Origin of the sequence: Kaistella jeonii, assembly GCF_000812865.1 — a bacterium.
Lineage (GTDB): Bacteria > Bacteroidota > Bacteroidia > Flavobacteriales > Weeksellaceae > Kaistella > Kaistella jeonii.
Window position 1 is genome coordinate 793,496 of sequence record NZ_JSYL01000002.1, and the last position, 14,586, is coordinate 808,081.

The window sequence follows — 14,586 nt, forward strand, 5'->3', positions numbered from 1 at the left end:
ATGGCACGGAAATAGGATAGGCAAGGGAAATTTAAAAATGAAACATATTTTAACAAGCTTTCTAGCCGTATTCGCATTGCTTTTTTTAGTAAACTGTTCTTCGCAAATGACCAATTCTGACAATGTAAAAAAAGAATGGATGTTGGTTGAATTCCAAGATTTCAGCAAAGACGTTATGGTCGCCAATAAAGCCAACATTAATTTTACCAATATTAAAGATGCCGGAAAATTTTCAGCCTACATGGGTTGCAACAATATGTTTGGAACAGCGACTTTTAGTGGAAAAGGAATGGTGAAATTTTCTCAAATCGGAAGCACGATGATGTTTTGTGATAAAGCAATGGATCTGGAATCTGCACTTGGTAAAGCTTTGCCCACAATGACGAATTATAAAATTGAAGGACATTATTTAACGCTTTCAAATAATTCTGGAAAATCATTGAAGTTTGTAGCTTCAGATTGGGATTAAAAATTTTAAGAATAAATAGAAGATCTCAGATAAATTTATCTGAGATTTTTTAATGGTGAAAATCAAATTATTATCTTTGTACAAATGCCGAGAGGAAATTTATGTTAGAAAAAAAAGACCATCAATACGAAAAAGCTGTTTTAGTCGGCTTAGTTACTCAAAATCAAGACGAAACGAAACTCATCGAATATATGGATGAGCTTGAGTTTCTGGTTTTAACAGCCGGTGCAACAGTAGACAAAAGATTTATTCAGAAACTGACGCAACCCGACCCCAAAACTTTTATTGGAAGTGGGAAAGCCCAAGAAATAAGAGATTACGTAAAATCAAACGGAATCGGAACCGTAATTTTCGATGACGAACTTTCGCCTTCACAACTGAAGAATCTTGGGAAAGAAATGGAGGATGTTAAAATCCTGGACAGGACCAATTTAATTCTTGATATTTTTGCCCAAAGAGCTCAAACCTCTTATGCAAGAACGCAGGTGGAATTGGCTCAGTATCAGTATTTATTACCGAGGTTAAGCAAAATGTGGTCTCACCTTGATAAGCAAAAAGGAGGGATCGGAATGCGTGGACCTGGAGAAACCGAAATTGAAACCGATAGAAGGATTATTCGCGACCGAATTGCTTTGCTGAAAGATAAATTGAAAACCATCGACAGGCAAATGGCAACGCAGAGACAAAACCGTGGAAAAATGGTTCGTGTCGCTTTGGTTGGTTATACCAATGTTGGGAAATCAACTTTAATGAACGCCATTTCGAAGTCAGATGTTTTCGCTGAAAATAAATTATTTGCCACTTTAGATACGACGGTTCGAAAAGTTGTGATCGGAAATTTACCTTTCCTTTTAACCGATACTGTTGGGTTTATCAGAAAACTACCGACGCAATTGGTTGAAAGTTTTAAATCAACTTTAGACGAAGTTCGGGAAGCAGATCTGCTGATTCATGTTGTCGATATTGCGCATGAAAGTTTCGAAGATCAGATCAATTCTGTCAATCAAACTTTAATGGAAATCAATGCGCATCAAAAACCGATGATCATAATTTTCAACAAAATTGATGCTTTTGCCTATGAGCAGAAAGACGAAGACGATTTGACTCCGGAAACGCGTAAAAATATTTCTCTAGACGAATGGAAAAAAACCTGGATGTCTAATTCAAAATATCCTACCGTATTTATCTCTGCTTTAACGAAGGAAAATTTCCCGGAGATGAAGAAAATGATTTACGATGAAGTTCTGAAAATTCATATCGCAAGATTCCCATACAATGATTTCTTGTTTGAATATCATGACGATGAAGCGGAAGAGTTAGAATCAGAAGATTAAAATACAATGCGATAGCGCACTTAAAAAAATGCTTGATTAATTTTAAGCATTTTTTTTAAAGCTAATTTGTAAACACACCATTTTTATCGAATGAAAGTAGATTATCAAAAAATTATTTCAAAGGTTTACACCGATATTATTGCCAAAGAAAATTTTGGGAAAGTTCCTAACTATATTCCTGAACTCGCCTGTATTCATGAAAATAAATTTGGCATCAACTTCACAGATTTGAAACACAACAGTTTTGGAATTGGTGATTTTGAGGAGAAATTTTCAATTCAGAGTATTTCTAAAGTTTTCGCACTTTCTTATGTCTACGAGAAATTGGGTGAAAAATTGTGGAGTAGAGTTGATGTAGAACCTTCTGGCAATGCGTTTAATTCTTTAGTGCAATTAGAAGCCGATCATGGCATTCCCAGAAATCCCTTTATCAACGCAGGAGCTTTGGTTATTTGCGATATTTTATTAGAAATCTGTAATGATCCAAAACAGGAATTACTCCAGTTTATTCGCGATTTGACAGCCGATCATCAGATCTTTTTCAATGAAATAGTTGCGGCGAGTGAGATGCAGAACAGTTTCAGAAATGCTGCGATGTGCAATTACATGAAATCTTTTGGGAATATTAAAAATAAACCCGATGCCGTCATTGAATTGTATTGTCACCTTTGTGCTATCGAAATGACTTGTAAACAATTGAGCAGGAGTTTTTTATATCTGGCAAATGAAGGAAAAATACCTTCAAAAAATGATCAGATTTTGTCTTTCAGCAAAGCCAAAAGGATCAATGCGATTTTATTGACTTGCGGATTTTACGATGAATCAGGCGAGTTCTCTTTCCTCGTCGGTTTACCTGGAAAAAGTGGCGTTGGTGGCGGAATTGTCGCCATTTATCCTCAACATTACTGCATCACCGTTTGGAGTCCGAAACTCAACGAAAAAGGAAATTCCTACCGCGGAATGAAATTTCTGGAAGAATTTACAACGCAAACCGGCGAAAATATTTTTTAAAATGGTTGATCAAATAAAATCTGCGCTTCAAGAGCTTTCTATCCTGGAAAAGAAAGAAATTTTGGGCCGTTTTTTCAAGACTGGAAAAGGGGAGTATGCAGATGGTGACCAATTCATCGGCGTTACTGTTCCCGATCAAAGGAAGATCGCCAAAAATTTTGAAAACAAGATCTCTTTACAAGAATTAGAGAAACTTTTATCCTCACCAATTCACGAACATCGACATTGTGCATTATTTATTTTGGTTTCAAAATTCGAGAAATCAAAAGATTTAAAAGAGAAAAAAGAAATCGTCGAGTTCTATTTAAAGAACCGGGAATTCATCAATAATTGGGATTTGGTCGATACTTCGTGCTATAAGATTTTAGGAAGATATTGTTTTGAAAATCAAGATGATACTATTTTAGAAGACCTTTCCGAGGAAGATAATTTATGGAGCAAAAGAATCGCCGTTGTTGCAACAATGTTTCATGTCAAAAAAGGATCTTTTGATTTGCTGAAAGAATTGGCTTTAAAAAATCTTCATCACGAACACGATTTAATGCACAAAGCAAATGGTTGGCTTTTGCGAGAAATGGGTAAAAAAGATCAAAAAGAGCTTCTTGACTTTCTAAATCTTCATTACCGAAAAATGCCACGAACAACTTTGCGTTATGCGATTGAAAGACTTGATGAAGACATAAGACAGGATTTTCTAAAAGGCAGAATTTAAAGAAATAAATTGCATTAAGACAGCCGATTATCATCTAAACTTAATTATCTTCTCGCTACCTCCATTTTATGACCCATTAGATTTGCAATGTTGGTGGCTTTATAAATCGCCATTTCCGCCATTTCTCCCGTGAAATTTTGTTCAATAGTTTGCGTCCATAATTGTACCCAGTGTGCAAAATGAAATTTTTCCATCGGCACTTGTGAATTGATCGGGAAATGAACCGCCATTGGATTTCCTTTATAAGAAATTTGCCCAAACAAAAGCGTTTCCCAAAAAGAATACATTTTCGGCAGGTGATGATCCCAATCTACTTTTGCGACGTCATTGAAGAAAAATCCTATGGTTTCATCGGTCTGCACTTTATCATAAAATTTATTGACCAAAGTTTCGATATCCTCTCGAGTTTCCAATTTTTTCATACCCCAAAATTAAGAAATTTTAAAGCATTCGTTTATGATCGCAGACAGCGTTATTTTTTTTGGGCGGACAATTCGCGCTATCCACTCCTACACCTCAATCATCGGCTCCACTTCGTTCCGCCGATTCTTTCGGGGGTAACCGTTCCTATCGCGGCCGCAGATTCTGTGAAAAACAAAACCATGTTCCCCGAAATTAAATTAATTTTGCACAATGGCGAAAATACCAAACAAATTTTCTCGTTTAAAACCTCGCGAAGACAGTGGCTTCAGTTCTACTGCTACAGGAAGATTTGTAAACAAAAATGGCAGTCCCAATATCAAACGGACGGGATTATCAAATCCGCTCGAAAAATACAGTTGGTATCATACTTTGCTCGATTTACCCTCCTGGAAATTTATCCTTCTTTTAGTTTTAGCCTATATTTTAGCCAATATATTTTTTGCATTGGTTTATTATATGATAGGCATTGAGCATCTCACAGGAATCGATAAAAGCACGCCACTAAATGAATTCACCGACGTTTTCTTTTTCAGTTCCCAAACTTTCACCACCGTAGGATATGGTCGGATTGCTCCTGTCGGATTTTTGGCCAGTTTGGTCGCCACTTTTGAAGCTTTTTTAGGATTACTGGGTTTTGCGATTGCGACCGGTTTATTTTACGGAAGATTTTCCCGACCACGGGCATTTCTTAAATTTAGTAAAAATGCTTTAATATCGCCTTATAAAGAGGGCTCTGCTTTAATGTTCAGATTAGCATCTTACAAAAATAATTCGCTCACCGAAGCTCAGGTTACTTTAATAGCGGGAATAACGACTCCTGATTCTGCAACTGAATTTTTCACATTGTCGACGGAACTCGCAAGAATAAACTCTTTAACATTAAACTGGACCGTTGTGCACAAAATAGATGAAAACTCCCCATTTTTTGGTGACATACACGACTTCATAAAATCGTCGGAGATAGAAATTTTTGCTCAGATCCGTGCATTTGATGAAGGATTTGCAAATACGGTGGTACAGAGAACGTCTTATACATCTGAGGAGCTCGTGATCGGCGCCAGGTTTCTGCCGATGTTTCGGCCATCTGCAAACCGACAAACTACAATATTAGAACTGGATAAAATTGATGATATTGAAAAAGTAAATCTTTCGTAATGGATGTGGAAAATTATAAAGTTCAGGCTTTAAAAAAACAAAAGGAACACCAGAAATTTCTGGCAAACCTCAAGAAAAAGCCGCCTAAAAATTTAGATTTTGTCGTGCAGGAAACACATGACGAAGTTTTCGCGAAGATCGACTGTCTTTCCTGTGCAAATTGCTGCAAAACAACTGGTCCGCTTTTTACAGAAAAGGACATCGAAAGGATTTCTAAACATTTGCGAATGAAACCCGCAGATTTTGAAAAAAAATATTTGCAGACCGATGAAGATGAGGATAAAGTGCTTCAGAACTTACCTTGCTGGTTTCTAAATGAAGAAAATACATGTTCTATCTACGAAGTTCGTCCGAAAGCCTGTCGCGAATTTCCGCATACCGATCGGAAGAAAATCTATCAGATCAATCATTTGACCATCAAGAATACCTTAATTTGTCCCGCTGCCTTTGAGTTTGTAGAAAGAATTCAAAAAAAAATTGAGAAGAAGTAATTTTCCAAAAACCTCACAAAGTCTTATAATTAACGTTAAACTTTTGTTTAAAAAATACAGGTCTTGCTTTTTCGGCGTTAGAGTAGTATTAAAAATAAAAAGTATTATTATGAAAAAGTTATCAATCGCAATCGTATTAGTAGGTTTAAGTGTTTCATTTGCAAAGGCACAAACTACTGATACAAAAAGTAAAGTCAAGACGGAAGCAGCAGTAGTTGCTGAAGTGAAAGCAGACACCACTGTTGTAAATCCTGCCGCAGAAGCAACGAAAGTAGAAACCATGAAAATGGAGGAAGCTGAAGTGAAAAAGGAAATGCCTGCTGACACGAAACAAAAGGCAAGAATGGAGAAAAAAGAGGCTAAAAAGTTAGTTGAGTAAGAAATTAGAAAAGTAAGAAGAAAGAGAAATTCCCGCAGCAATGTGGGAATTTTTGGTTTTGTCTTCTATTCAGCAAGTAGCAACCATTAAAGTCAAAACAATTAATAATAAAAGTTTTTTCATTGTTGAGTAAAATAAGTTATGATTCCAAAGTTTGTTAATCCTAAAATTAATGAAATTGGAAACATCAAAATATTCCCCATTATTCCCATAAATATTGTAGCAGGAATATTTGATAACACTTCATTTATTGGTTCTTTAATTAAGAGCGCAAAAAAATTTCCAATAAATATAATTATCATACAACTTAAAACAGATAACAAAATTAATTTTAGCCTTCCGTAAATTTCAAAATTTGAATATTTAAAAAACACGATATAAAAAACAATGCAAGCAATTGACATTCCTGCCATTAATGGATAATTTACACTTTCTCCAAATGAACTTTTTCCACCAAAAAATAAAATTCCATTTCCGATAGTCAGATTGGTTAAAATAATTGCTAAAGATATTTTTTTGCCGATTGTGTTCTTCATTTGGTTTTGTGTCTTTCGGAAAATTTCCACTACGGTTCTCGGCTTCAAGATGCGGCGGAAATCTAAGCACGAATCTTCAATTTTGCACTAAAGCTTTCTTGAAAAAACTGAACTTGAATTTAGCGCTAACCGCGCCATATTGCCAAACCGATGTTAGCGATAATTTTTATTCTTCTTTTTCAAGGTTAATATTTTTTTTAATTGATGTTGAAATAGTAATGCCGCTATTTTTCAAAAGTTTAGGGTTCATTTTACCAGATTTTGTGGTTCTAAATTCCAGTTCAAAACCCGTTGTAATTGATGTTGCGTCAACATATTTAGATTTTAGGAAGGTCAATTCTCCACTACTGCGAATTTTTTTCACGATCTCATCTTTGTACTCATAGTATTTATCTTTACTATTATCGCTTCCATCCTCCCTTTTAGGTGGTGTTTTCAGTAAAATGGATGTGTATATCGACAGTTCATCAATACTTTTTAAATCTTTCCATTTGATCACTGTATTTTTAGTTAAGTCGCCTCGTTCATCGCATTCTATGTTTTCAATTTTTTCTTCGCTTAAAGCCTTAATAGTGCCCAATATATATTTTTGCCCATCTGTCAATTTAATTTCGACGGTATAGGTATCATTTACCGGAATATCTGATAAGTGATATTTTGATTCATCCGTGTAATATAAACCTTGTTTATGATACAATTCTCCCTCAACACCATTTACAATTATTGTTATGGAATCATTTCTAATGATTCTACCTTTTTTATCGAATAAATCGACAGAAATTCCATTGTCCTTTTTGTCCGTCGGGCTTTGTGTGATATCAATAGTTGCACCTATCAATTCAATTTTTTCCACTTTTTCTGTTGAAAGGTCTGAATTGCAAGATAATAGAGAAAGTAGACATAAAAAAAATATAAATGTTTTTGGATTTTTCAAAATTTTGTCAATGTTTGTTGGTCAGTAAAATTACCGCTAAAGGTTCTCAACTTGGCGATTTTTAGGCTTAAAAAAGGCCCGGAACTTTCAATAATTACTGAACTTCGTCGGAATTTCTCTATCTTCAGACTTGGGTTGAATAATTGTTAGATCTAAATTTTCTTTTGTTTCAACAGGTGTTAATCTTATGAATGTATTATCTTTTTTAATAAAATTATATTAAGTTGTTTCTCCTGCTTGGTGCCAAACAGTAGGAATAGTGTCCGTTTTGTATCCTTTCTTAACAAAAACTAAATCTTCTAAAAAATTCGAACTATGTCTATCAAAGCTGAAATATCCGGTTTTATCCGTTTTAGTTTGATTTTCGCGATAAAGTTCCAAAACCAAAACATTTTCAAGCGGATTATTATTTTCATCTATAACTCGACCTTGATAAAAGTTGTTTGTTTGAATGCAAGATATTTGCATCAAAACTGTTAAATAAAAAATATATTTCATTTAGTCTTAAATTTGGTTTGGTTACGGACGTTTTTAAATTACCGCTAACGGTTGGGTATTTCTGTTGACGGGGATTTTTTATAAAAGGTCTTTGTAAATATAATAAATTGAACAACTAGCAAAAATCTTTATGTTAGGAACTTCCGACCCGCTAATAGAAATGCCGTGTTGTGCAATCGTTTTTTTTACGCTGTAGTAGGATTCACATGTAATTGTCCACCAACGGCTTTAAGAACTTTCATTATTGTTGCGAATTGTGGTTTAGCACCGTCTGATAACGCTTTGTATAAACTCGGTCTACTAAGTCCTGTTTCTTCTGCAATTTTAGTCATTCCAATCGCTTTAGCAACAGTTCCAATTGCGACAATTATATCTGAGTCATTTCCTTCTTCCAGAACAGTATTAAGATATTCTGCAATCATTTCGTTATTGTCCAAGTAATCTGCAATGTCAAATTTTGTTGTATTCATTTTCATTATTTCTTTAATTTATTCCAGATTTGAAACGCTTTTTCAATGTCCTTTTGTTGAGTTGATTTATCTCCGCCAATTAGAAGAATAATGATTTTTCCCTCAGTCTCCTTAAAGTAAATTCTATAACCTTTTGCGTAATTAATCTTCAACTCATTAATTCCATTTCCAACTGGTTTAAAATCGCCGAAATGTTCGTCAGTTTCTAATTTCTGAATTCGAAACAAAATTTTTGCTTTTGCTCTTAAATCATTCAATTTTCTAAACCATTTGTCAAACTCTTCTGTTTTTTCAATAAAGTACATATTAAAGTGTATTCATTTGGATACAAAACTAATCAAAATTATTGAATTTAAAAATTAATTTTTTTTGGGGACGGTCTTTTTAAAATGTTGCACAACGTTTTGCGTATTGGCGATGGGCGGGCTTTTTGGCGATAAACTTCAAACGAAGAAATAAAATTCAGACTCGCGAAAATCTTCTTTAGAAGACGAAACCCCGCCTATTGCCAATACGATGTTAGCTGTTCGTTGTTTTCTGTCTTGTTTTTTCGTTAAACTTTTCTCTTGTAACAGTCATTTTATATGATTTCCAGTTTTCGTTATTCACTTGTGTTGTCGTTTCGTTGATAGATGTTATTTTGAAACCGACGTTTTCATATGATTTAATTGCTGAAGTATTAAAGTCATAAACATTCAAGTCAACAGATTTTGTATTCAAATTGTCAAAACTCCACTCGGTCAGTATTTTTGTTAAAATAGTTCCATAACCTTTACCACGAAAATTTTTGTCGCCAATAAGTATTCTGCAAAGTCTGCTGTTTAGTTCATCCGTCTTATACGCTTCACAATGTCCAATTGTTGTATTTGTGTCACTGTGAATAATTTTAAAAGCGTGTCGTTTGCTGTCAGAAAGATATTTACTCAATTGTTCCTTTGTCAATGGGAAGCTGAAAATTGGACCTGCAAATTGAATAAGTTCCTTTTCATCTTTAACCCAAGAAATCAATGTATTAAAGTCTTTCTCAAAAAATGTTTCAATTCTAATATTTGGGTCGGTTTTCATTTTTAGTTTTGTTTTTACAATGACAGCTAACGTTTCTCGGCTTGGCGATGTGGCGGATAAAGAAGCCGAAACCTTCTATTAGCACTGAACTTCAAAGGATGCAAAAATCTTTGATTTAGCACTAAACCCGCCATATTGCCAAACCGATGTTAGCGGTAGTACGTTTTCTCGTAATAGTTGTAACCTATTTTATTTAGAGCATTTTTAACAGTTTCTTTGTCAGATATTTTGTGAATAAAAAATGTATATTCTACAGGTTCTTCAATGTATTTAGTATCTATAAATCCTATTTGTAACCCGTTTTCTCTTAATGGCTTGTCAAAATATTCAAAAATCTCATCATCAGAATTTGCTGTTGTTCCATCACATTTTTCGTGTTTTTGAAACTCTATCGATAGATTAAAATTTTCTTTTGAAGAATTTTTCAATTTCACTTCAGAATTTTCAAAGCCTGATTTCATTTGCATATCAGAAGAAATGATGAAGCTGATTTCATTTGCATACAAATATTCTGCAACCCGATAAAGTGTTACAGAGAATTCCTCTTCCGAATAATCTCTTAATTGATTAAAAAAATCGATAAGTTTTGGTTGTAATCGTGTTGCTACACAGAGTTTTGTTAGTGTTATAAAACCATCCTTTTCTTCTTCTGAAATTGCGGGATAATCTTCGTGAAAATATCCATTATATAAGTTATCTGCTTCTTCATCATCGTCATAATTCAAAACTTCATTTTTTTCAGTATTTCCAAATAAATCAGTTCCTGTCATAACATCTTTGTTCCAAGTGTAAAACATTAGTGCGCCAATGCAACAAATCCAATATATAAAATCAAAATTATATTTTAAGCCAATCGTTAGAATTAGGGATATGCTTAAAAATAGTATTGTGTAAAATAAAATATTTTTCATCATTGTATCTTAACTATCGAATGGCGTTGTCGGTGGGTCGTATTACCGCTAACGGTTGGGTATTTCTGCAGGCGGGGCTTAAAATGCAAACTCTTTCTACTTGCCAAAATAGTGAAAATATCTGAAATCTTCAACTTATAAATTCAACCCCGCTTGTAGAAATACCATGTTAGCAGATGCACTTTTTTTCAGTAAATTTTATAGTTGCCATATTTTTTCTTGTAATCTTTGTTTAAATTCAGATAAATTAATGAATCTTTTTTAATTATAAATTGTGAATTACTAAATTCTGTAAAAGTTATTGAACTTGATTCAGGCAGGCAATTTGTAATTGTTGTTACCATTGATTCAAATGTTTCTTTTGTATTTAAAGAAAAGTCGTCAATGTATAAACACTTATTTGGTCTCAAAGAATTTAAAGTTATGGTATCATTTTTTTGACTCCAAATTCCTTCAGAGTATAATTTACTAATATGCCCGGCTTCTTGATATTTAAATTCGTTATTATTTAATAAAGTTAATGTTGCATTTGAATATGGATATCTGACAACTTTCCAATCTTTTATGAAAGTGTTCTTTATTTCAAATTTAGAATTTTCCACTTTTGAGCAACTAAATATTGCGAGCAAAATTGATAAAATTCTTATTATGCGCATAGTTGGTAAAGTGTTTCTGCTAACGTTTCGCGGCTTGCAGAAGTGGCGAACTTCGTGACCGAGTTTTTTCGGCTAAGATAAAATATCTTGCGGAAAATGAAAGTGAATTTACCACATATTTGGCCATTTATGCAAACCGCTGTTGTATGAGGTTGCGACACGTAAGTTAAGAACGAATGTTTATCTACAATAATTTTCTACTGCTATTGCGAAAAACTTTTCCGTTTTTCCTTTTCCGGTTTGATTCAAATTTCTGCTTTTCCGTTTAGTTTTTCTGATTCTAAAACGTTTTTTAAAAAGTCGATAAGCACAGTTAGTTTGGCTTTTCATAAAGTGAATCAAGTTTGCTTTTCCGCAAGTTTATAGACCAAAATTTTTACTCTTTAATTAAAATTTCTTCTTTTCCGTTTAGTTTTTTCCGATTCTAAAATGTTTTAAAAAAAGTCGATAAGCACAGTTAGTTTGGCTTTTCATAAAGTGATTCAAGTTTGCTTTTCCACAAGTTTATAAACAGCAATTTTTCCGCAAATATGTTTAGATAAAATTCTGGTTTTTGTGATAAATCTCTTTGAATTGAGGTTTTGAATTAGTTCGCAGGAGCAATCGCATACAACGTTTCGCGGCTTGCAGAAGTGGCGAACTTCGTGACCGATTATTTTCGGCTAAGATAAAATTTCTTGCGAAAGATAAACGTGAATTTACTACATATTTCGCCATTTATGCAAACCGCTGTTGTATGAGGTTGCGACACGTAAGTTAAGAACGAATGTTTATCTACAATAATTTTCTACTGCTATTGCGAAAAACTTTTCCGTTTTCTATTTTCCGTATTGATTCAAATTTCTGCTTTTCCGTTTAGTTTTTCCGATTCTAAAACGTTTTTTAAAAGGTCGATAAGCACAGTTAGTTTGGCTTTTCATAAAGTGAATTAAGTTTGCTTTTCCCCAAGTTTATAGACCAAAAATTTTCCTCTTTAATTAAAATTTCTTTTTTTACTTTTAGTTTTTTCCGATTCTAAAACGTTTTTAAAAAAGGTCGATAAGCACATTTAGTTTGGTTTTTCATAAAGTGATTAAAGTTTGCTTTTCCTTAAGTTTAAAAACTGTCACTTTTCCGCAAAATATTGTCCGAATAAAATTCTGATTTTCCGATAAATCTCTTTGAATTGAGCTTTTGAATTCGTTCGCAGGAGCAATCGCAGACAACGTTTTGCGGCTTTGCGATGGTGCGGCTAAAAATGCCAGATCTTTCTATTATACACTAAATTTCGGAATATCTAAAATCTTTAAACTTGCGAAAATTCCGCACTATTGCAAAACCGCTGTTAGCGGTAGTGATTATTCATTTTCTTTTCTTGCAAACTCCAAAAATTCTTCTAAATAATATTCACCTTTACTTAGTTTTTTAATAATAGCAGGATCATTATTATTGAAATTCGCAACATCTTTTGCAGTTAATAACATAACTAAAGCGTTTTCTTTATAACTAGGACTCATAGTTGGAAATTCAGCATTATAAACAAGTATTTTATAATTATTTCCATCCCTATCTTTCCATTCAGTATTATTAGGTTTATATAGAGCAGAGGCAACCAATCCACCACCATATGGATTTCCATTACGTCCAATTGCTTTTTTATCTTTTTTTGTATCAAGAATGATTACATTGAATTTCTTTCCAGTAACAGTAAATTTTCCAAAAGCGTGATCTTGGGCTATTTCATAATTTGTTAATAGTAAATTATGAAATAACTGATCTTTGTATTTTATTCCCCAAATTGTGTAACCTTTTTTTATTTTTTTATTTGTTGATTCTGCAAGAATTTCTTTATAAATAATCGAATTTGGATTTTCTTCTTTAATTGTTATATAAGCCTTCTCAGGAATATTTGGTTTGTTGTTAACAAAATCATTGTATGTGAAGTAATAATCGATAGATTCCTTTCTTACTTCAGTTTGTCCAGATATTATTACTGAATTAATTAATAATAATAAAAATAAAATTTGTTTTTTCATATTTTGAATAATTGTTTTTATAGCATTACCGCTAACGGTTGGGTATTTATGCAGGCGGGATAAAAATACGAAAACTTTCTACTTGCTAAAAACTAAATTAATCGCTAAAATCTTCAATGAAAACTTCCTACCCGCTTGTATAAATATCTTGTTATCGGCTGTAACGATTATTTATTTTTCGATTTCAATTTTCTGAATAGCATAATCTCCTTTTCTGTAAGTTATTCTGACATTTATTCCATTTTGTAAAACACCATTATTGGTTTCACTAAATCGATTGAATTTACCAAGTAAATAATCAGCATATGCAAATTTCATAGAATCGACTTCAAAACTTTCAAATGTTACAGTTGCCTGTCTTTTATATTCAATTCTTCTATTGAATTTTTTAATTACACCTTCAACTTTTCCAACTTTTGTAGAAGATAAAATTTTGTTTATTCTTTTTTCAGTATCGTCTTTGACAAAAAATTTTAAATAAAAGTATGCAGGAACTGAAAGGGTCAAAAACAGTGTTGTTAAAACTATATAGAGTTTTTTTTCAAAACCTGACTCTTTAAATTTAATTATGGCAATTAGAGTAATTAGAGATAAAATTAAAAGTATAAGACAAATTGAAGTCGGAGAAGTTGAATTACTTGGTGTGTCTAATATTGACCAATACGTATAATATTCCATCATTTAATTTTTGGCACCGTTTTTTAGTTATAGCCGATAACGGTTGGGTATTTGCGAAGAAAGCCCCTGTTCATCAAGTAAATTCGGGGCTTTTTTTGCAAATACCATGTTGTAGGATGTGCTTTTTTAAATCTCGATTGAAATATTAACCTTTCCACCAAGTCCTTTTTCAACGATATCAAACAAAGTTTTAAGCGTCAAATTACTTCCATTGTTTTCAATTTTTGAAATATATTCACGCTTTTTGTCAACCAAATTTCCTAATTCAGTTTGAGTAAGTCGTTTTTCTTCGCGTGCTTTTCTTAATTGCAGACCGATTTTAAAGGATGCGAAATCTCTGTCCAATTCATCACGTCTTTCTGTTCCAGTTTTTCCGTAAACTTCATCTTTTATTTTTGTCCAACTTTTAGTTTCCATTTTTTTTAGATTTATCTTCATAATATTGAGCCATAATTTTTAAGGCTTTTAAAATTTCATTTTTTGGCGTTTTTTGAGTTTTCTTTTGAAATGCATTCATTAAAACAACTAATTTTTCGCCGTCAAAAAAACAAAAAACCCGCCAAATATTTGAGCCGAGTTGTATTCTTGCTTCATAAAGTCCATCAGTTCCAACAATGTGTTTTAAGTAATTTGATGGAACACGTTCTAAAGTTTCAATTGCCTCAATAATTTTATAAATCTTATTTTGAACCTTAATTTCTTGGCTCGAAATAAAATCCTGGAAATAATTTTTAAAAGCAATAACTTTTCTTACTTTCATTTCACAAAGGTAATTTAAAAGTTACAATTTGACAGGTTTTATTTTAATGTTTCTTTCGGGGAAAAGTTGTCATAGCATATCCTACAACG

20 protein-coding genes are annotated in these 14,586 nt (G+C 32.9%); 7 read left to right on the forward strand and 13 right to left on the reverse strand.

Annotated features, from left to right (window positions below):
• The first annotated feature begins 37 nt into the window (after window positions 1-37).
• From OA86_RS06305 to OA86_RS06320, 4 genes are all read left to right on the forward strand, one after another.
• The gene (locus tag OA86_RS06305) at window positions 38-469 is read left to right on the forward strand and encodes an META domain-containing protein (protein WP_052257409.1); all 432 of its coding nucleotides are present in this window, start codon (window positions 38-40) and stop codon (window positions 467-469) included.
• Between the two features lie 101 nt (window positions 470-570).
• Complete coding sequence (hflX, locus tag OA86_RS06310; RefSeq protein WP_039350326.1) at window positions 571-1,803, forward strand: GTPase HflX; 1,233 nt, start codon at window positions 571-573, stop codon at window positions 1,801-1,803.
• Between the two features lie 90 nt (window positions 1,804-1,893).
• Window positions 1,894-2,814 carry a glutaminase gene (locus OA86_RS06315; protein WP_039350329.1) on the forward strand — a complete coding sequence of 307 codons (921 nt, stop codon included), beginning with the start codon at window positions 1,894-1,896 and terminating at the stop codon, window positions 2,812-2,814.
• Between the two features lies 1 nt (window position 2,815).
• Window positions 2,816-3,526 carry a DNA alkylation repair protein gene (locus OA86_RS06320; protein WP_039350332.1) on the forward strand — a complete coding sequence of 237 codons (711 nt, stop codon included), beginning with the start codon at window positions 2,816-2,818 and terminating at the stop codon, window positions 3,524-3,526.
• Between the two features lie 44 nt (window positions 3,527-3,570).
• Here OA86_RS06320 and OA86_RS06325 read toward each other — a convergent pair whose 3' ends face one another.
• Window positions 3,571-3,948, reverse strand: a complete 378-nt coding sequence (locus OA86_RS06325; RefSeq protein WP_039350335.1) for a group III truncated hemoglobin — start codon at window positions 3,946-3,948, stop codon at window positions 3,571-3,573.
• A gap of 211 nt (window positions 3,949-4,159) precedes the next feature.
• On the opposite strand from OA86_RS06325, the gene OA86_RS06330 reads away from it, so the two are divergent.
• From OA86_RS06330 to OA86_RS06340, 3 genes are all read left to right on the forward strand, one after another.
• Window positions 4,160-5,104, forward strand: coding sequence for an ion channel (locus OA86_RS06330; protein ID WP_039350339.1), 945 nt, complete (start codon window positions 4,160-4,162; stop codon window positions 5,102-5,104).
• Window positions 5,104-5,595 (forward strand): YkgJ family cysteine cluster protein, encoded by a 492-nt coding sequence (locus tag OA86_RS06335; RefSeq protein WP_039350342.1) that lies wholly within the window; start codon window positions 5,104-5,106, stop codon window positions 5,593-5,595. The genes OA86_RS06330 and OA86_RS06335 overlap by 1 nt, the downstream gene beginning before the upstream one ends.
• 109 nt (window positions 5,596-5,704) lie before the next feature.
• The gene (locus OA86_RS06340) at window positions 5,705-5,974 is read left to right on the forward strand and encodes a hypothetical protein (protein WP_126340468.1); all 270 of its coding nucleotides are present in this window, start codon (window positions 5,705-5,707) and stop codon (window positions 5,972-5,974) included.
• Window positions 5,975-6,093: 119 nt separating this feature from the next.
• Here OA86_RS06340 and OA86_RS06345 read toward each other — a convergent pair whose 3' ends face one another.
• The 12 genes from OA86_RS06345 to OA86_RS06405 form a co-directional block, all read right to left on the reverse strand.
• Complete coding sequence (locus OA86_RS06345; RefSeq protein ID WP_039350346.1) at window positions 6,094-6,510, reverse strand: hypothetical protein; 417 nt, start codon at window positions 6,508-6,510, stop codon at window positions 6,094-6,096.
• 166 nt (window positions 6,511-6,676) lie between these two features.
• On the reverse strand, window positions 6,677-7,444 hold the full coding sequence (locus tag OA86_RS06350; protein ID WP_169743943.1) for a DUF4249 family protein: 768 nt from the start codon (window positions 7,442-7,444) through the stop codon (window positions 6,677-6,679).
• A gap of 219 nt (window positions 7,445-7,663) precedes the next feature.
• Complete coding sequence (locus OA86_RS06355) at window positions 7,664-7,942, reverse strand: carboxypeptidase-like regulatory domain-containing protein (protein WP_039350351.1); 279 nt, start codon at window positions 7,940-7,942, stop codon at window positions 7,664-7,666.
• A 185-nt stretch (window positions 7,943-8,127) separates the two neighbouring features.
• Window positions 8,128-8,418 carry an addiction module antidote protein gene (locus OA86_RS06360; RefSeq protein ID WP_311316318.1) on the reverse strand — a complete coding sequence of 97 codons (291 nt, stop codon included), beginning with the start codon at window positions 8,416-8,418 and terminating at the stop codon, window positions 8,128-8,130.
• Window positions 8,418-8,717, reverse strand: a complete 300-nt coding sequence (locus tag OA86_RS06365; RefSeq protein ID WP_039350354.1) for a type II toxin-antitoxin system RelE/ParE family toxin — start codon at window positions 8,715-8,717, stop codon at window positions 8,418-8,420. The genes OA86_RS06360 and OA86_RS06365 overlap by 1 nt, the downstream gene beginning before the upstream one ends.
• 214 nt (window positions 8,718-8,931) lie before the next feature.
• A complete protein-coding gene (locus OA86_RS06370) occupies window positions 8,932-9,477 on the reverse strand; it encodes a GNAT family N-acetyltransferase (RefSeq protein WP_039350356.1) in 546 nt (181 codons plus the stop codon).
• Window positions 9,478-9,626: 149 nt separating this feature from the next.
• Window positions 9,627-10,274 carry a hypothetical protein gene (locus OA86_RS06375; RefSeq protein ID WP_052257410.1) on the reverse strand — a complete coding sequence of 216 codons (648 nt, stop codon included), beginning with the start codon at window positions 10,272-10,274 and terminating at the stop codon, window positions 9,627-9,629.
• A 302-nt stretch (window positions 10,275-10,576) separates the two neighbouring features.
• Entirely contained in the window at window positions 10,577-10,990 is a 414-nt protein-coding gene (locus tag OA86_RS06380; protein WP_039350360.1) for a hypothetical protein, read from the reverse strand.
• Window positions 10,991-12,381: 1,391 nt separating this feature from the next.
• Window positions 12,382-13,059: a hypothetical protein gene (locus OA86_RS06390; RefSeq protein ID WP_039350367.1), complete on the reverse strand. Its 678-nt coding sequence runs from the start codon at window positions 13,057-13,059 to the stop codon at window positions 12,382-12,384.
• Window positions 13,060-13,230: 171 nt separating this feature from the next.
• The gene (locus OA86_RS06395; RefSeq protein ID WP_126340470.1) at window positions 13,231-13,740 is read right to left on the reverse strand and encodes a hypothetical protein; all 510 of its coding nucleotides are present in this window, start codon (window positions 13,738-13,740) and stop codon (window positions 13,231-13,233) included.
• A 123-nt stretch (window positions 13,741-13,863) separates the two neighbouring features.
• The gene (locus tag OA86_RS06400) at window positions 13,864-14,154 is read right to left on the reverse strand and encodes a helix-turn-helix domain-containing protein (protein ID WP_039350585.1); all 291 of its coding nucleotides are present in this window, start codon (window positions 14,152-14,154) and stop codon (window positions 13,864-13,866) included.
• A complete protein-coding gene (locus OA86_RS06405; protein ID WP_039350373.1) occupies window positions 14,144-14,497 on the reverse strand; it encodes a type II toxin-antitoxin system RelE/ParE family toxin in 354 nt (117 codons plus the stop codon). The genes OA86_RS06400 and OA86_RS06405 overlap by 11 nt, the downstream gene beginning before the upstream one ends.
• Window positions 14,498-14,586 lie beyond the last annotated feature (89 nt).